The organism is Blautia massiliensis (ex Durand et al. 2017) (assembly GCF_051861785.1).
GTDB classification, from domain to species: domain Bacteria; phylum Bacillota; class Clostridia; order Lachnospirales; family Lachnospiraceae; genus Blautia_A; species Blautia_A luti_A.
Map to the genome: position 1 here is coordinate 1,538,300 of NZ_CP146725.1, position 17,606 is coordinate 1,555,905.

General features: G+C 39.2%; 14 protein-coding genes and 3 pseudogenes. 4 read left to right on the forward strand and 13 right to left on the reverse strand.

Going from position 1 to position 17,606, the window contains the following annotated elements; all coding sequences use genetic code 11:
- Positions 1-6 precede the first annotated feature (6 nt).
- Complete coding sequence (locus V9W66_RS07415; RefSeq protein WP_144093837.1) at positions 7-669, reverse strand: bifunctional 4-hydroxy-2-oxoglutarate aldolase/2-dehydro-3-deoxy-phosphogluconate aldolase; 663 nt, start codon at positions 667-669, stop codon at positions 7-9.
- Positions 670-963: 294 nt separating this feature from the next.
- On the opposite strand from V9W66_RS07415, the pseudogene V9W66_RS07420 reads away from it, so the two are divergent.
- Positions 964-2,082: pseudogene (locus V9W66_RS07420) on the forward strand (IS110 family transposase).
- 143 nt (positions 2,083-2,225) lie between these two features.
- Here the strand turns inward: V9W66_RS07420 and ilvD are convergent.
- The 5 genes from ilvD to V9W66_RS07445 form a co-directional block, all read right to left on the reverse strand.
- Positions 2,226-3,908: a dihydroxy-acid dehydratase gene (gene ilvD, locus V9W66_RS07425; RefSeq protein ID WP_144093838.1), complete on the reverse strand. Its 1,683-nt coding sequence runs from the start codon at positions 3,906-3,908 to the stop codon at positions 2,226-2,228.
- 129 nt (positions 3,909-4,037) lie between these two features.
- Positions 4,038-6,602, reverse strand: coding sequence for an alpha-L-rhamnosidase (locus V9W66_RS07430; RefSeq protein ID WP_144093839.1), 2,565 nt, complete (start codon positions 6,600-6,602; stop codon positions 4,038-4,040).
- A 1-nt stretch (position 6,603) separates the two neighbouring features.
- A complete protein-coding gene (locus V9W66_RS07435) occupies positions 6,604-7,608 on the reverse strand; it encodes a zinc-binding dehydrogenase (protein WP_186290042.1) in 1,005 nt (334 codons plus the stop codon).
- A 595-nt stretch (positions 7,609-8,203) separates the two neighbouring features.
- Positions 8,204-8,833: a sugar O-acetyltransferase gene (locus tag V9W66_RS07440; protein ID WP_021650092.1), complete on the reverse strand. Its 630-nt coding sequence runs from the start codon at positions 8,831-8,833 to the stop codon at positions 8,204-8,206.
- Positions 8,834-8,836: 3 nt separating this feature from the next.
- Positions 8,837-10,180, reverse strand: coding sequence for an MATE family efflux transporter (locus V9W66_RS07445; RefSeq protein ID WP_144093841.1), 1,344 nt, complete (start codon positions 10,178-10,180; stop codon positions 8,837-8,839).
- 110 nt (positions 10,181-10,290) lie between these two features.
- On the opposite strand from V9W66_RS07445, the pseudogene V9W66_RS07450 reads away from it, so the two are divergent.
- Both V9W66_RS07450 and V9W66_RS07455 read left to right on the forward strand, forming a co-directional pair.
- Positions 10,291-10,596, forward strand: a pseudogene (locus V9W66_RS07450) (cupin domain-containing protein); the annotation flags it as partial.
- Between the two features lie 132 nt (positions 10,597-10,728).
- Entirely contained in the window at positions 10,729-11,172 is a 444-nt protein-coding gene (locus tag V9W66_RS07455; protein ID WP_243121666.1) for a helix-turn-helix transcriptional regulator, read from the forward strand.
- Positions 11,173-11,300: 128 nt separating this feature from the next.
- Here the strand turns inward: V9W66_RS07455 and V9W66_RS07460 are convergent, their stop codons facing one another.
- From V9W66_RS07460 to V9W66_RS07490, 7 genes are all read right to left on the reverse strand, one after another.
- A complete protein-coding gene (locus V9W66_RS07460) occupies positions 11,301-11,720 on the reverse strand; it encodes a YolD-like family protein (protein ID WP_144093842.1) in 420 nt (139 codons plus the stop codon).
- A gap of 15 nt (positions 11,721-11,735) precedes the next feature.
- Positions 11,736-13,262, reverse strand: coding sequence for a DinB/UmuC family translesion DNA polymerase (locus tag V9W66_RS07465; RefSeq protein WP_144093847.1), 1,527 nt, complete (start codon positions 13,260-13,262; stop codon positions 11,736-11,738).
- 65 nt (positions 13,263-13,327) lie between these two features.
- Positions 13,328-13,669 carry an arsenate reductase family protein gene (locus tag V9W66_RS07470; RefSeq protein ID WP_119240892.1) on the reverse strand — a complete coding sequence of 114 codons (342 nt, stop codon included), beginning with the start codon at positions 13,667-13,669 and terminating at the stop codon, positions 13,328-13,330.
- 1 nt (position 13,670) lies between these two features.
- Entirely contained in the window at positions 13,671-14,126 is a 456-nt protein-coding gene (locus V9W66_RS07475) for a YaiI/YqxD family protein (RefSeq protein WP_144093843.1), read from the reverse strand.
- Positions 14,127-14,136: 10 nt separating this feature from the next.
- A complete protein-coding gene (locus tag V9W66_RS07480; RefSeq protein ID WP_144093844.1) occupies positions 14,137-14,505 on the reverse strand; it encodes a VOC family protein in 369 nt (122 codons plus the stop codon).
- A 27-nt stretch (positions 14,506-14,532) separates the two neighbouring features.
- A complete protein-coding gene (locus V9W66_RS07485) occupies positions 14,533-14,943 on the reverse strand; it encodes a peptide deformylase (protein WP_144093845.1) in 411 nt (136 codons plus the stop codon).
- Between the two features lie 317 nt (positions 14,944-15,260).
- Positions 15,261-15,557, reverse strand: a complete 297-nt coding sequence (locus V9W66_RS07490; protein ID WP_144093846.1) for a hypothetical protein — start codon at positions 15,555-15,557, stop codon at positions 15,261-15,263.
- 693 nt (positions 15,558-16,250) lie between these two features.
- Between V9W66_RS07490 and V9W66_RS07495 the strand changes: the two are divergent.
- Positions 16,251-17,488 (forward strand): annotated as a pseudogene (locus V9W66_RS07495) (IS110 family transposase).
- Positions 17,489-17,606: the final 118 nt, after the last annotated feature.

Below are 17,606 nucleotides of genomic sequence, written 5' to 3' on the forward strand. Positions count from 1 at the left end.
TTTTCATTATCTCCTTTTTTCGTTTCTATTTTCTGACCTGATTTCACCTTTTAATTTTGCAGCTTCTATTACCAGACTTCGGATTCTGTCAAATTCACCGTTCTGAATCCATTCCCTTTTTACCATCCAGCTCCCCCCGCAAGCTGCTACTGCCTTATACGAAAGAAACTCTTTTAAATTCTCTTTATTTACTCCACCGGTCGGCACAAATTTCATTTCATTATACGGTGCTGCCAACGCTTTAATCATTGCCACCCCACCAAACTGAACCGCCGGGAAAAATTTCACCATTTTTAAACCACAGGCGATCGCCTGCATTATTTCAGATGGTGTAACGCATCCAGGTAAAACTGGAATTTTTCGTTCCAGGCAATAGTCAACCACTTTTGAATCAAACCCGGGACAAACAATAAATCGTGCACCTGCATTCATCGCACGTTCAACCTGTTCTACATTTAAAACAGTCCCAGCTCCAACTATCATCTCGGGATACTTTTGCGTCATAATGCGGATACTTTCTTCCGCAGCCTGTGTTCGAAATGTAATTTCCGCACACGGAAGCCCACCCGCCACTAATGCTTCTGCAAGCGATTCTGCATTTTTTGCTTCATCGATTACGATAACCGGAATAACTCCTATTTTTTCAATTTTTTCCTGAAAATCCTTCATACTAATCTCCATTCCGCCGCCTTCGGCTGGCGGCGCAAATAGTAATGAAAGTGTTCCAACTCTCTACACTGTGCTGTAAAATAGTTTGCAAGAAGCTACACTACAAAGCACGGGAGGAGGAGTTGTAATAACTTTCTTCGTTTTAGACAGCATACTAATCAGTGTAAGTTCTGCCTTTTCAAGCACAAATAAGTGACATCATGAATCCGTACACTAAGAATTGTTTAAGCCTTTCGTTTAATTGTGTGGCAGTTCAGTCAATGGCTTCTTATCATTCACGAAAGGAGTCTGACTATGAAAGTTACTTATCAAACCTGTTGTGGTGTCGATGTCCACAAATCTTTTCTCGTTGCCACAATTGTAAAAACCACTGGTGGCATTGAGCCTTCTTACCAAAAGAAGCGCTTTTCCACCTTTAACAATTCAATTCTTGAATTCAAGCAATGGCTTCTCGACAATGATTGCCATAATGTCTGCATGGAATCCACAGGTAAATACTGAGTTCCTGTCTTTAATCTTCTGGAAGATGATATCAATGTTGTCATTGCCAATCCTAAATGGGTAAAGGCGGTGAAAGGCAACAAAGATGATACAAAAGATTCTAAATGGATTGGAGATTTGTTCCGCCTTGGACTTGTCAAAGGCAATTATATTACTTGCAAGAAAGTCCGTATTCTTAGGGAATACACTCGCTATCGTTACAAGCTTGTTTCCTGCCGTTCAAGTGAAAAGAATAGATATCAGAATGCTCTTACCGTTTGTAATGTTGCATTAGATTCTGTTGTTTCCGATATCTTTGGGAAGTCATCCACATCCATTATCGACTATCTGCTTGAACAATCGGGTACATCTATAAACCACGAAGAAATCGCATCTAAGCTTCTTAGGAGGCTCAAATCCAAAGAAGATGCTGTCCAGTTTCTCTGTACCATTCCGGGTGTCAAACGTGATAGTGCAATCACTGTCATCTCCGAAATCGGTACTGTCATGTCTCAGTTCTCAAGTTCTAAACGTTTGTGTTGCTGGGCTGGTTTAACGCCAGGCAGCAATGAGTCTGCTGGTAAGAAGAAGTCTGTTCGGATTACACGTGCCGGTATCTACCTCAAATCTGCATTAGTACAGTGTGCTCATGCAGCCGTAAAATCTGACAAATCTCCTTACTACAAAAAGAAATATGATTCTCTTGTCAAACGCCGTGGCAAGAAAAGAGCCATTATCGCTATTGCCCGTATGATTCTTACTGCTATCTATCAGATGCTGTCTACTGGTGAGCAGTGGAATCCGAGCGATCTTTACAAAATCGATATGCCTGTAGCTCTTGTTGAAAAACAAAAAGCAAAAGCTATCAAGCAAGCCAAGAAACTATTACAACGAGAGGGATTATTTCCTCCTGATGAACCATTAGCTTCTTGATTTAATTTTCTAACTCTATAACACTTTAAAAAGTTGCCTGCCTTAGACAGCTTATTCAAGTGCGTCAATTTATGGTCTTCCTCTACTTTCTTTCACACTACACTACTGCCTCTTTCCCTCAATTATTAACGATGCTGCATCTATCATTCGTTCTCATAAGTGGGAATCACTGCTCCTTTTGATGCAGATGTCACATTTTTTGCATACTGGTACAAATATCCTTCTACCTTTTGATGACATATGTATTTCTTTTTCCTTCGTTCTTCAAAATCTACATCTATTGCATCAATTTTTCCATTTTCCACATCGACTGATATCATATCCCCATCCTGTAAATATGCAATCGCTCCATCGTCTACAGCTTCAGGACAAATATGCCCCACAAAGCACCCGTTGTTTGATCCTGAAAATCTGCCATCTGTAATCAGACATACCTTCGATCCCAAACCTAAGCCAACTAACAGCTTCATAGCTTTATACATTTCCGGCATCCCTGGTCCACCTTTGGGTCCTTCATTTCGAATCACAACAACTTCCCCACCTTGTACTTCTCCATTCCGAATTCCTGTCAACGCCGATTCTTCACTTTCATAAATCTTTGCTTTTCCACAAAAGTGTACTGCCTCTTCTGGAATTGCTGACGGCTTCGTTACCGCACCGTTGGGTGCTATATTTCCATACAGGATCTTAATACCTGCTCGCTTATGTACTGGATTTTGAATTGCATGAATTACTTCCCGAGATCTATTCTCTGCATGCATCAAATTCTCATATAATGTATCTCCTGTACATGTTAATGCATCCACATACAGTTTTTCTTCCATCTCTTTCATTAAAGCCTGTACGCCGCCAGCTTCAAAGAAATCAAACAATGTATATTTTCCAGCCGGAATCATAGCCACCAAATGCTGAATCCCACTGCTGATCGTTTCAAAATCATCTATTGTTAAATTAATTTTTCCGCTATGTGCAATTGCCAGCAAATGCAATACAGCGTTTGTTGACCCTCCCATCGCTGAATTTACCATTATTGCATTTGCCAGCGCCCTTTTTGTAATAATATCCTGAATCCTTATATTATTATGTACCAAATCAACGATTGCTTTTCCACTATTGTAAGCGGCGGCCATACGTTTACTATATACTGCCGGAATCGTAGCTGAACCTGGCAGCATGATTCCCATAGCTTCTGCAAGGCATCCCATTGTATTTGCTGTACCAAGCATCGCGCAGGATCCAACTGTCGGCATTGCATTATCCTCTATCCACTTAAACTCTTTTTCCGTAATCTTTTCTGCCTGTAAAGCTCCTTCCGACTGCTGAATACAGGAATGGTCGATCCACTCTCCTCCATAGGGATTTCCATCTGCCATATGTCCCGGAAGACTTGGTCCTCCATTAATAAAAATTGCAGGCAAATTTACCCTCATTGCTCCTATCAACATTCCCGGAATAATTTTGTCACAGCTTCCCAGTAATACAATGCCGTCTAAACGATGAGCCTGCACCATTGCCTCCACATCATTTGCAATCATTTCTCTTGCCGGAAGGATATAACGCATGCCCTCGTGTCCCATTGCAATTCCATCACAGGCACCAATTGTTCCAAATTCAATTGGCATCCCCCCTGCCGCCTGAATTCCTTCACGAATTCTTTCTGCCATCTGGCGCAGGACAATATGACCCGGACAAATCGAATTATATGCATTTGCAATCCCAATGATTGGGCGTTTCAGTTCCTCTTCTGCATATCCGTCTGCTTTATATAAAGCTCTTACATTTGCATACCCGGGACCCTGTAAAATTTCATGACTTCTGTAAGACATTTTTTATCACCCTTCCATAAATTATAATCTCTCACAATCTTCATACTGATAAACTTAAAACTTTTATCGTGTTAACTCCAGTTTTTCATAGTCATACAGCCTGCTAAAAAAGGCAGGCTGTATTTCTTATTATTTCTCACATGCAACATATCTAAACTGATAGTTACCAGATCCAATTTCTTTTCTTTCTTGTCCTGGAATCAGCAAAACTGCTTCCGTATTTGGCGGAATTACCACAGACACTAAAATTTCGTCTTCGTTTCTCTCCCAATCTATGCAGACTTCTCCATACGGTGTCTTTACACTGGATGATACAAATCTGAGATCTCCTATCATTGCCGGCTTAATTTCAATTTTCTTGTATGCCGGCTTTAATGGCTTAATTCCAGCCAGCTTTTCGTAAAAGAAGCTGCTTATACTGCCGAACATCGGCTGATTATGATTCGCAGGGCACTGATAAAATCCATACTCTTTTTCCCAGTATTCCCATAATGTAGTGGCTCCATTTGTAATCATATATCCATAGCTTGGATACGTTACGCTAGTAATCATATGATAGGCTACTTCACCAAGGCCAAATTCAACAAGTGTTTCAAATAATAATGGTGTCCCAAAAATTCCTGTATCTAAGTTTCCTTCGCACTCCTTGGTAATATGTTTCTCCAAATACTGTTTTACTTCGCAAAGTTCTCTTTCTCTGATAGCACCCAACTTATTCGCAAATGCTTCCGTTCCCTGTGCCCCAATACTGTACCTACCATTTTTAGAATCATAAAACTCGTTTCTAAAGCTAAGCACTGTTTCATTATACTGATTCTGAAAATACTCTGCATCTGCTGACCGGCCAAGCACCTCTGCCAATTCTGTCATAAGTTTCGCATTATATGCATAGAAAAAAGTATTAACAAATCGCGGAGGTATTAAAATTTCTCCAGGTGTCGACCATTCTCCAAGACAGTCCTTATCTGTACCTTCACCCTCAACAATTCCTTTTTCCATTCCGGTCTGCAGGAATTGCATCCAATGAATCATATTATCAAAATACCCTTCTGCACTCTTCGTGTCTCCGTAGTAACGGTACATAAGCCATGTGATAATAATCAAAGCACTGCCCCAGGCCGGACCACCACCGCCGTCCTGACATGGTACTGTGTGTGGCAAAAATCCTGTTGTCTTGTCCTGTGCATCTATAAAGTCATCCATCCAGTCGGAATAGAATTCGTGCATGTCATAGCTATACATCATAGCTTTTGCTGTAATCAATGCATCCCCTCCATACCCCTGCCGTTCTCTGTGAGGAGAATCAAGTGGAATGCCTCCATGTAAACCACTCTCCATCGACCACAGACTTGCTTTCTGAATCTGATTGATCAATGCGTTAGAGCATATAAATTTACCTGACCGTTCGACACCTGCCCGAATATGCACCGCCACAAAGTCTTCCCTCTTTGGGATTCCCGGATATCCCTGTACCTCTACATATCGAAATCCATGCCACGTAAATGCCGGTTCATAATATTCTTCTTTTTTTCCACTTAAAATATAAATATCTTTTTGCTGTTTCCACCCGCTTCCAGTACTATAATAATTTATTTTCCCATCCGGCCACAGTTCTTCACCAAACCGTAACTGAACCTTATCTCCCTCTTTGCCAGATACCCTCATTTTAACCCAGCCAGTCATATTCTGACCAAAATCAACCACATACATTCCGGGCGTTACTTCACTGATCTTCTTTGGAAAAAGTTCGCAAATCTTTTGATCTGACGGAGCTTTCTGTTTGGTTAATTCTCCGCCTGGTTTCTCTGCTTTACCTGCAAATTTCCAATCCAGGTCTTCGAAATCTTTTTCTCGCCAGCCTATACTCTCCTTACGTGCATCATATATTTCTCCAAAATAAATATTATTATAAATTCTAGGGCTTTCATGCCATTTCGTATTTTCATCGCTTATAAATACATCTTTGTCTCCATCTGCATATTCTATTTCAATCTGGAACAAAAGCTTTGGATATCCATACCATAATTTTTTTTCGTTAATTTTATCTTTTTGGTTATACCATCCATTACCAAGCTCAACACCAAAAACATTTTCTCCGTGAACAACCGCAGTTGTTATATCATATGTATGGTAAAAAACTCGTTCCGTATAATGCGTTCGATTCGGCGTGAGAACATCTTCCCCACATTTTTTTCCGTTAAGATAAGCTTCGTAATACCCTAACCCGGAAATATACAACCGCCCGGATTTCGGCTGCTTCTCTATATTGCAGACTTTTCTAAAATAAACCGCTGCTGCCTTCTCTGGCGCACAAATCCACTCTGCTTCCCAATCCGTCTTATTTAATAAACCGGCTTCAAAAAAAGCCTCCTCACTCCATTCAGAAACATTTTCCTTTTCATCCCATATACGAACTTTCCAATAAACCCTCTCTCTGGATGCAAGCTGCTTTCCTTTATACGGAATGTTCACAGATTCGCCGGAATAAACTTTTTCGCTATCCCAGACAAGAACTTCCTTAATATCCGACTCCTTTTTAAATACCTGAATCTGGTAGGCACTCTGTTTGCGGTTTTTTCCATACGCCGTCATTCTCCAGGATAAGCGTGGAGCTACATTGTGAATTCCTATCGGATTTACTTTATAATCGCTACGTAAATCGATTGCCTTAATTTCTTCTTTACTACCCTTCATCTTATCTCCAATCCAGAACAACACCCATTGCCTGCGTGCAATCCTTTAACAGCATCTGATACATCTGCGGTGCCTCTTTATAGCTTACACGATGTGTAATCATTTCTGACATATCTACCTGTTTGTTGTAAATCAACTTAAAAAATGTTTCACTATTTCTTTCACATGTCCACGGATTGTCATAAGTTTTTACCGGTGCCTGTGAAGATGTATGTGCGCCAATAATGTTTACACTTACTGCATTACAACAATCATGAAAATCAATTAAGGTCTTTTTCTTAGGTGAACTCAACATACAAAGCTTTCCCTGCTGGTGCAAAGCTAAAAATTCTTCCGGAATCGCATCTGCATTTCCCGTTGTTTCAATAACAATATCTGCCATATCCCCATATGTATATTCTTTTATAATCGAGATTGGATCTTCTTTTGTGGAGCAAATCGGAATAATTGCCCTCTGATCAGGTAAATGCTTCAGTCTTGCTTCACTCCTGTTTACCACAAAAATTTCTGTACATCCTCCTGCAAGTAAAAACCTGGCCGCCAGTTGACCTACAATACCAGCTCCATATACTACAACCCTGTTTCCTAATTCGATACCAGTTCTTCGAATTCCATTGATCGTTGTTTCTGCAAGTGCAAAAAATGTTGCTTCTTCTGGTTTAATTTCATAATTAATCATACGAAGCTCATTTACATTCACAATGACATACTGTGAATGTCCACTGAAACTTGCTACACGTTTTCCAATTAAATCCTTTGAAACACCTTCACCTACTTCTTCAATAATACCCACATTTGAGTAACCACTCTTTTGCGGATAGTGAATATATTCTGACCATTTTGATTTTTCCGGACATTCCCCAGTCAAGAAAGTTAATTCCGTTCCTGTGCTAATTAAGGTTTGTTCCGTTCGAATCAAAACCTCTGATTTTCCTGGCTTAGGGCAATCAATTTCTTGTATTTCAGCCTTATATGGTTCAGTAAAAATAACAGTATTACTTTTCATTTTCCCTTCCTCCATTCATTAAATTGTTTGTTTTCTGTTTATTTTTTTGTATTTTTTAGTAACTTTATTATACATTTGTTCTTTCTATTTTCTTCTCAGTATTTTTACCTGTTTTGTATATTTTTTTGTCTTTCATAATCTGATATTCTACACATTTAAAAAACTGCATTATTTAAAATACAGTTTTAGACAAAAAACATCATTGCAATTCCTCTTTTATGGGCAGTAAAGTTTTGATTAACCAATAGAAAAAAATCCATCGAGTCATGCATTTATCGAACTCGATGGATTTTTATTCTGATTTTTTATGTTTTTTTGTTAAAGGAACCATGAAGTTATGAAGAAAAAGACTGATCAAAATCTTATAATTCATAAGGCATTTTACAGACTCAATTGGCTTTAGGGAGATATGATACGATGAGAACAATATTTGCAAAATATAACCCGCAATACAACAGCATTGATGTTTATACCCAAAAAAACTCCCGAATTAAACTGAATCATTCCTTTTTTACAGTTTATCCGATCTTCCGGAAGCCCTTCACAATAATCTGCTGATAATTATCCGGCTGCAATCCGTTCTCTCATGATCATATTATTTTTCCGCCTGTGCACATATCATATCCCATGCTTCATCATCAATTTCTTCATTGTGAAACAATTTTCTCCTGTCCTCATCTGTTATTTTTCTAATCACACGACATGGATTTCCAGCTGCAATGGACCAGTCCGGAATGTCTTTTGTTACAACACTTCCTGCACCAATTACCACATTGTCTCCAATATGTACTCCCGGACACACTACTGTATTTCCTCCCAACCATACATTATCCCCGATGGTAACCTCTTTTCCGTATTCAAAAGCAGAATTGCGCGTATCTGGATAAATTGGATGTCCTGCCGTATAAATAGATACATTGGGTGCCATCTGACAGTTATCACCGATTTTTACCTTTGCCACATCTATAATTGTACAGTTATAATTTGCAAAGAAATTTTTACCTACTTCTATATGCGAACCATAATCGCAGTAAAAAGGTGGGTTAATCCATGCACCTTCCGATTTTCCCAAAAGTTCTTTTACTATTTCTGCAATCCCATCAAAATCCGACCGATCTGCAAAATTAAGTTTTTGCAGAATTTTTCTACCTATCCTCTGTTCTTCCATAACCGCTTCATCTGAAATGTAAGCAAGCTGCATATCTCTTCTTTTTTTCATATCCATAATTTAATTCTCCATCTCTGTTAAATTTTTTAACCATTTATATTGTTTATAATGTTTAAATACTGCTGGAAGTTTTACCAGTTCATCCAGATTTAAGACAAAATACACCATCATTACTGGCAATTTAAATACAAATGCTGCGATACATCCCAGTGGAACTGCAAAGCACCACATGGTAACCACATCACATATTAATCCAAATTTTGTATCTCCCCCTGCTGGAAAAATACCACCTATTGTCATAGAATTAATTGATTTTCCTATTACATAATAGCTGCTTATAAACAGCATATTCTTTAAATATCCTGTTGCTATATCAGTCAGATTCGTAAAATGCAGGATTACAGGTGTCGCAAGAAAAATCACTCCAGCCGTCACCACGCCCAAAAATACCGAAGTTTTGCATAAAATATTTCCGTTTTTCTTTGCTTCAGATAAGTTCCCTTTACCAAGCAGATTTCCGACAATAATACTTCCACCATATCCAAAACCGGTACAACCACAGATTAAAAGATTCTTGGTTATATTTGCAATAGAATTGGCTGCGATAGCATCGGAACCAAGATGTCCAAGTATGACAGAATACATCGTAAATCCACCGCCCCAGGCAAGTTCATTAAAAAGTACCGGATAGACATGTTTCCAGAATTTCCTCGTTATATGGACTTCCCTGCTTTTTATGTCTTTTACTCCAATCCAAAATTCCTTTTTCAGGTGCAAAATATAAATCGTAATAACCAGACCAAGTCCATTTGCAATGACAGTAGCCAGTGCCGCACCTGCAATCTCCATTCTTGGAAAGCCCATGTATCCGTAAATCAGAATAACATTCAGTATAATATTAACACAGACAACAACTGCACTTATTATGGTACATCTACCTGCATAACCACAATTTTTCAAGATTCCCTGCAAAACCTGCAGAACCCCTGAAAAGATATAGGATAATCCAATCACTTTCAAATACTTAATACCATAATCAATCAGTATAGTATCGTTTGTAAACAGTCGCATGAGCATTTCAGGAATAAAGAATGTTGCAAGCAGAAAGAGAATGGAAATTATGAATACATATCTTAATACAAGTCCTGCTGATGTCCGTAATCCATCAAAATCTCTTTTTCCATAATACTGTGCAACAAACATATTTTCCCCTATTGTAAGTGCTGTTAAAATCAAATTAAAAACAAAGGTGATCTGCGAAGCCAGCGAAATTGCTGACAGAGAGTTCTGATTTAATCCTCCCAACATAAAAGCATCGCATGCACTTACAAGTGCTAACATAAATTGTTGTGCTGTAATGGGCAGAGCAAGTTTCAAAATCTTATTTGTGAATTCGTTTCCCATCTACAATTTTTCCTTTCTGTGCACAATATAAAAATAAACCAATTTTATTGATTTTTATACCATAATCAGCTATAATAATATAACAAACGTTCGAAAAGGAGATTATTTTGATGGAAGTATGTCCAAGCATTGTTTTAAATTCAGATGCATCTGAAAATGTTGCCTATAACAATCCAGACTTTCCTGCATATATAAAAAAGGGACAGCTTTCACGCTATCCTGATTTTCGTGCAGTCAGTCATTGGCATGACGATCTGGAATTTATTCTGATTTTAGAGGGACAGATGTTTTATGATGTGAATGGTCAGAAGATTTCTTTGCAAGCAGGTGAAGGAATTTTTGTAAACAGCCGCTGCTTTCATTATGGCTATTCCGATACTCATACAGAATGTCTCTTTACCTGTATTATGTTATCTCCGCAGTTGCTTTCTGTAAATACTTATTTTGTGGAAAAATGTCTAAATCCCCTGATACAGAATATTCATTTTCCCTATCAGCCACTGAATCCGTCTATCCTGTGGCAGAATTCTATTCTTCGTGACCTTGAAATGCTTTACAAAAAAAATGTGGATGAAATACAGCCATTTATTACGCTGGAAAAAACCGTTCATATTTTTCGCCTCCTTGCTGAAAATATGAACTATTTTCCAGATTATGATAAAGATACAGAGGATACTCTGGCTCTTACTACAATGATCGGATATGTGCAAAAAAATTATTCCCAAAAAATTATGCTTAAAGATATTTCATCCTCAGGAAATTGCTGCAAGACAAAATGCACTTCCCTTTTTCAGAAATATTTGAATACTTCCCCAATGGTATATCTAAATCGCTATCGTTTGGAAAAATCTGTTTTTCTTCTTCAAAATACTACAATGTCTGTTACTGAGATAGCATATACCTGCGGGTTTTCAAATAGCAGTTATTTTTGTGAACTTTTTCATAAGTATTATAATACCACCCCTGGGAAGTTTCGAAACAGTAATAGATAAGCACTATTCATATTCTTTGGCTTATAATTATAATGGGTATTTTTTAACAGTATCCCTGTTTTTCCAGCCTTTTTTCCAGCCAGTCTTTCACATAACATCGGAATGCGATACTTTCCGCCATCCAACTCTCAGATTTGCCACTCTTCACATTTAATATCACTTATCTGCTCGATTGGAATGACCGTTTGATCTGTCATGATGATGGTATGCTCGTATTCGTCTATCTTTTTTACAATACCAGAGCACGTAACATAGGCTCCGCCGGCTTTTTTTGCATCGGGAATAAAATAAGTTATTAATACTTTCTGTTCTATGCCGATATTATTTCTGATTATATTAATTTTTTCGTTCAGCTGAGCAATCGCTTCCTCACTCAGTTCCCATCGTTCCTCGGTTAATCTTGCCGTCTCTTTTATCGCAGCATCATGTCCAGTCAGGGCTGCAAAAGGAGCAAATTGCGCTGCCCGATCCTGAAGCGGCATTTGCGGATGATTCTTAGAGACCGGATGGGGTAAATTGATGATATCGTCATAAGAATTATTTTTCATCCTCTTCCAACTCCTTTACGCCTTATGTCCGCCAATTTGTTCATTTCTATCCTTAGCGGTTGCGCCTTCCTGAAGATTCATTCCCTTCAGTACAGCATTTTTTCCAAACTTCTTTTTGATACTGAGTATGGCTTCCTGCATACGTTTTTCGCGATCCAGCGCGGCTTCTTCCTCTTCCTTCTTTTTCCTTTTCGCCTCATAATCCGTAAAAAGATCCAGCTGCTCATACACTTCTTCTTTCTTTACAGAACTCTCATCCACAAGCCTGTTCGCTGTGATATTGATTCTTCTGATAAGCAGGTTTCTGTCAACGATCCTGTCATATAGTTCTATTACTGCATCCGTTATCAATTTTGTTGAAGAAGTCTGCCTTTTTAGATTGGTCGTTCCATGTGCGTGTTTCGGGATTTTTCTTCCATAACGGTCGATCGTAACCTCTCCATGATATTGTTTTCTCCTGTCGGTGTTGCTCAGATTCTCAATATCATAACCAACTGTCAACACAATCTGGTCTGTGACCAGCTTCTTGTCCACCAAATCTAAAACCATCTGGTCCGTCATCTCTTTTACAACCAGTTTTGCTTTTTCAAAATCATAAGGACAATGCAGTACCTGACCGGAACAAACACTGTTCGTTTCCGGTTTATAAGCCTTGACCATTTCCATGGTACAGGGCTCATACCCCCAGGCATGATCGATCAACAGCTCTGCATTAACGCCAAACAGCCTGTATAACAGATCTTCATTGTATAATTCATTCGCTTTTCCAATGGAACATCTTGCAATATCACCCATTGTATAAAGCCCGTATTCTTCCAGCTTCTTTGCGTATCCTTTTCCTACTCTCCAGAAATCAGTAAGTGGTCTGTGACCCCAGAGTATCCTTCGGTATGACATTTCATCCAGTTCCGCAATTCGTACGCCATCTTTATCTTCTTTAATGTGCTTTGCCACGATATCCATCGCAATCTTACACAGATACATATTTGTACCAATTCCTGCAGTTGCTGTTATACCTGTTGTCTTCAGCACGTCCTGTATCATGGTCATGGCAAGTTCTCTTGCTGTCATATGATAGGTATGCAGATAATCCGTTACATCCATAAATACTTCGTCGATCGAATAAGGGAAAATATCTTCCGGCGCAATATATTTCAGATAAATGCTGTAAATTCTGGTGCTGTATTCCAGATAGAGAGCCATCCGTGGTGGAGCAACAATATAATCAATCTCCAGTGCCGGATTGGTATCTAATTCCGTGCTGTCATCAGAAGCTCCGATAAAAGCTCTGTTCGGCGCTTTCCACCTGCGGGCGCTGTTGGCTTCTTTTACTTTTTGAACAACCTCAAATAAACGAGCCCTTCCGGGTATCCCATAACACTTTAAAGCTGGAGATACCGCAAGACAGATTGTTTTTTCCGTTCTGCTTTTATCCGCAACCACAAGATTGGTCGTTAAAGGATCCCTATTTCGTTCTTTACATTCCACAGACGCATAGAATGACTTAAGATCGATTGCAATATAGGTTCTTTTCTTTTCCATCATTCTACACCTCCCGATTCTCCTGTGTTGCTTTATTTATCTAGGTCAGAAGTCTACCGGCACTCTTACTTCCACGTCTTCCAGATATCCGGCTGATATCCAAGAGTGGATTGTTTTCCATTACGAACCACCGGTGTCTTAATCACCTGCGGGTTTTCCAGTACCTTCTCAAGTTTATCTTCCTCTGCAATGTACTTAATGAGCGCAAGCAGATCCTTATCCTTGCCCTCCCAGTTGATCATATTTTCCAGTCCACCATTTGCCTGGGCGACCGAATTGAATTCACCCTTGCTCATGCCTTTTTCTTTCATATCAATAAACTGAAACTTGATCCCACGTTCTTTGAAAAAACGTTCTGCTTTCTTTGTATCATTGCACTTCTTTGTTCCAAAAATCTGTATATTCAAATTATTTCTCCTTGTCCATCACCATATGTATCATTTTCTCAAAAGACGCTCTGAAATGCTCATCATCCTCTGCTGTTCGTTTTCTTGGTCCTTTTAAGTGATTCTTTCCGGATGCCCTTCGCGCTTTCTTGTTCAAGTGGCGTTCCATAAGCATCTGGTCAATATTCTCATTGGTATACCATTTCCCGGATTGATGAATCGCATACGCAGCTTTTCCAAGTGCCATTGCCGCCACTCCATAATCCTGTGATACAACAATATCTCCTTTATGGCAAATGCTGATCAGTTTATAATCCACTGCATCTGCTCCGGCTCCAACTACGATCACTTTACTATAATCAGAAGCTAACACATGATTGGTATCACACAACAACGTTACCGGAAGATCGTGCTCTTTCGCAACTTTTTCAACGATACCAACCACCGGACAGGCATCTGCATCAACAAAAATCTGCATATCTTCTCCCTCAATTACACATAAATGGCGTACGAACCTCGATGAGATTACCACTCGGATCATACAGCCTTACAAGTTTCTGACCACCTGCAATTTCTGCTAGTTCAGTGGCATATCGGACGAAATACTTACCGGATTCATATTTTGCAAGCAATCCATCTATATCAAATTCCTCAAAATACAGTTCCATCCTGTTATTGAATGGTGTAGAAATCTCATCCAACGTCTTTCCCCATAAACCGGCATCCTGCAAAACAAGACCCTCCGATAATATCACATTTCCTTCATTCTGAAGAATCACTTCCAGGCCAAATAAATCCCTATAAAACTCTATGGATTTTTCTATATCATCTACTACGATCAGTATATTCTTTAACATGCTGGCCACCTCGCAATTCGCATTCGGTTATATGATCTTCCCGGACAAATGATCAATTTCATGCTGACAGATCTGTGCCGTCCATCCGGACAGCTTCTGCCTCTGTTTTTTCCAGTTAAAGTCATAATACTCCACTTCAATTTCCTGGTATCTGGTCGTCTTGCGGACACCTTCCAGGGACAGACAGCCTTCTTCTGTCTCATACATGTCACGTTTTGAAGCAATCACCGGATTGAACATCACAACATCTATGAATCCCATATTTACAATGATGATATTCTTCTTTACACCAATCATGTTTGCAGCCATACCAACACACCGCTCCCGGTTCGCCTGCAGTGTATCCTGCAGGTCTTTTCCCACCTGGATATCTGCTTTCGTGGCCGGTTCAGATGACTGGCCTAAGAAGAAAACATCTCTTACAATTTGTTTTACCATTTATTTTCTCCTATATTCCATTTTTTATTTATCTTAATTGGAAAGCTTTCTCATCGACTCAAGTATAACATAAATACAATTCCTATAGTGAATCTTTCCTACCAAACAAAATTTCTTCCCATTCCTTTTTTACTTTTCCTTCATTTGTTCCAACACCTCTGAAGCCAATCCGGTAATCATTCTCTATTAAAAATCAAACTCATTCGGATCAACAGGATGAGCTGTCATCTGCTGATAGCAAAATCCGATGCATAGAGCATGACAATTATACGCACATTTGTAACATGGATCTTTTTTCTGCGTTCCATGCGAATCTCCTATGCGAACATCTCTTGAACGGCGTCTCTTCTGCGTTTGGCATCAATATACCTCTCCTCTGCCTGCATGCATTCCTCATCAAGAATCGGAATCATCCTTCTTAATACCGGCGCGAAATGTTCCTCTTCCTGATCCCAGGAACACTGGCGCTGCATACAACGCGGCTTCTTATCAATCCTTCCTGCATAATACAGACACTCTGAACAATAATGTTCTCTGAAGGTCTCCTCATCAATCACCGGTAACTTTTCTTTAATCTCTCTAGTTATTTCTTCTGCTTTTAGATATGGTTTCATCTGTTTAATCTCCTTTCTGTTTGCCACTTCTTTTCACTGGCAACACAAGGGTATGGCAGAAGTTTCCCTCTGCCACACGACTTCTATTGTCAGTTACCCCGGAATACACCGGGGCAATCTTTTTCATACAGTGCTCGTTTGTCTTGTTCACACGTGTATCCCATCTCAGGGAACACCCAGTCCGTTAGCGCCATCGCAGGCAGCCTCAACCATATCGTGTATGGTCTCCAGGATCCTCACTCCTCCTGGCCGACATCATTCGGGAGTATCATTATCAATTCGCTGCTTTTCCAAGAAAGCCATTGCCGCAGCAATGTTTCAATGCAAACCTCTGTTTCTGTTCATCCTCGGACCGATTGTCCTTGGACTTATCCGGAATCCTATCTGGCAGGACTCCGGCGAACTGGCAAGCTCATTTAATTTTCAACGAATCATGAAAGCTTATCACAGCCTATAATGAAAATAGAGGATTGACCTCCACTACTTTTTTTACTTCCTGCCTTGTTTTACAATAGTTATTGACAGGATTAAGTTTGATTGTACCTTGGAGGATTTTCACCCCGTTTTTCAACGTAAATGTTTTGCCCTTGAGTACAGCATATTGTCGCATCTTTTACAGATAGCACGAGTAGCAAAGTCCATATTATCTCGGGCAAATCTCCTGTCAATTCTATTATAAAGGAGGCTGTCTGTATGAAAGATCTTTTAGAAATTTCCTGTGGTTTGGATATCCACAAAGAAAAAGTTGTTGCATGTATCCTAACTGGTCCATTAGGTAAACCTACTCACTCTGAAATTCGTGAATTTACCACTTTAATTCCTGATATGCTTGCTTTACGAGACTGGATCATTTCTGAGAATTGCCATCATGTTGCAATGGAAAGCACTGGCATTTATTGGATTCCAATTTACGAAATATTAGAAGATGCTTTCTCTGGAGATATCACTTTATTAGTTGTTAATGCCCGCCATATGAAGAACGTTCCTGGCAAAAAAACTGATATGCGTGATTCTGAATGGATTTCTACATTACTACGTGCAGGACTCCTTAATGCAAGTTTTATTCCAGAAAAAAGGATTCGTGAATTTCGTGATTTAAACCGTTATCGCAAGAGTATTATCCGCGATATTACTTCCCAGAAAAACAGGGTTGAAAAATTCCTGCAGAGTTCCGGTTTTCGTCTGTCTTCTTTTATTTCTGATATTTTTGGTGCTTCCGGCAGAAACATTATTCTACATTTGATGGAACATGGACAGATTGATAAAATATCTTTGGATTCTTATCTCAAAACAAAAACCAGAAAACGCATTGATAAAATCCTCATGTCTGTAAATGGGACTCTTTCAGAACATCAAAAATCTTTCTTAAAAATCCTCATGTGTCATTATGATTCCATGAAAGAGCATCTTATTGAAATTGAAACTATCTTCAGGAAGATATGCTTCCATTCGCTTTACAAATTGAACAGTTAAACACTATCTATGGAATAAGTACAACTGCTTCCTGTGCAATCATTGCCGAAATCGGTACAGATATGAAACCATTTAAAACTGCAGAACACATCTGTTCATGGGCCGGTCTGTGTCCCGGCAATAACGAGAGTGCCGGAAAAAGAAAAAGTACCTCTATCACAAAAGGCAATCCTTATATAAAAAGTATGCTTTGTGAGATTGCCTGGGTAATTGCCGGCAAACGAAACACATATCTTTCAGCCTGGTATTGGAGAATCAAGCAGAAAAAAGGAGCCAGAAAAGCCATTGTCGCTCTTGCTCGTAAATTACTTGTTATCATTTATACAATGCTAAAACAAGGCACTAATTTTGATGAAAACTGTTTTGAAGTCAGGCGCAAAAACTGTGAGCAAAAACAACTTTCCCGTTATATACGAGAATTAGAAAAACATGGCTATACGGTTGAAGCTCAAGTATAATCCATCTTTTGTACAAATCATATTTCACTGCTGGCAGCCATTATTATGACTGCTTTATAGTGATGCTTTCATAATTGTTGAAAAGTAAACGGTAGAACCTAAGTACCTTTTCATACCT

Bases quoted from the DNA above. Each gene is read 5' to 3' on its own strand.
- V9W66_RS07415 (WP_144093837.1), bottom strand. From the start codon at position 669: ATGAAGGATTTTCAGGAAAAAATTGAAAAAATAGGAGTTATTCCGGTT.
- ilvD (WP_144093838.1), bottom strand. From the start codon at position 3,908: ATGTCTTACAGAAGTCATGAAATTTTACAGGGTCCCGGGTATGCAAAT.
- V9W66_RS07430 (WP_144093839.1), bottom strand. From the start codon at position 6,602: ATGAAGGGTAGTAAAGAAGAAATTAAGGCAATCGATTTACGTAGCGAT.
- V9W66_RS07435 (WP_186290042.1), bottom strand. From the start codon at position 7,608: ATGAAAAGTAATACTGTTATTTTTACTGAACCATATAAGGCTGAAATA.
- V9W66_RS07440 (WP_021650092.1), bottom strand. From the start codon at position 8,833: ATGGATATGAAAAAAAGAAGAGATATGCAGCTTGCTTACATTTCAGAT.
- V9W66_RS07445 (WP_144093841.1), bottom strand. From the start codon at position 10,180: ATGGGAAACGAATTCACAAATAAGATTTTGAAACTTGCTCTGCCCATT.
- V9W66_RS07455 (WP_243121666.1), top strand. From the start codon at position 10,729: ATGCTTTACAAAAAAAATGTGGATGAAATACAGCCATTTATTACGCTG.
- V9W66_RS07460 (WP_144093842.1), bottom strand. From the start codon at position 11,720: ATGAAAAATAATTCTTATGACGATATCATCAATTTACCCCATCCGGTC.
- V9W66_RS07465 (WP_144093847.1), bottom strand. From the start codon at position 13,262: ATGGAAAAGAAAAGAACCTATATTGCAATCGATCTTAAGTCATTCTAT.
- V9W66_RS07475 (WP_144093843.1), bottom strand. From the start codon at position 14,126: ATGCAGATTTTTGTTGATGCAGATGCCTGTCCGGTGGTTGGTATCGTT.
- V9W66_RS07480 (WP_144093844.1), bottom strand. From the start codon at position 14,505: ATGTTAAAGAATATACTGATCGTAGTAGATGATATAGAAAAATCCATA.
- V9W66_RS07485 (WP_144093845.1), bottom strand. From the start codon at position 14,943: ATGGTAAAACAAATTGTAAGAGATGTTTTCTTCTTAGGCCAGTCATCT.
- V9W66_RS07490 (WP_144093846.1), bottom strand. From the start codon at position 15,557: ATGAAACCATATCTAAAAGCAGAAGAAATAACTAGAGAGATTAAAGAA.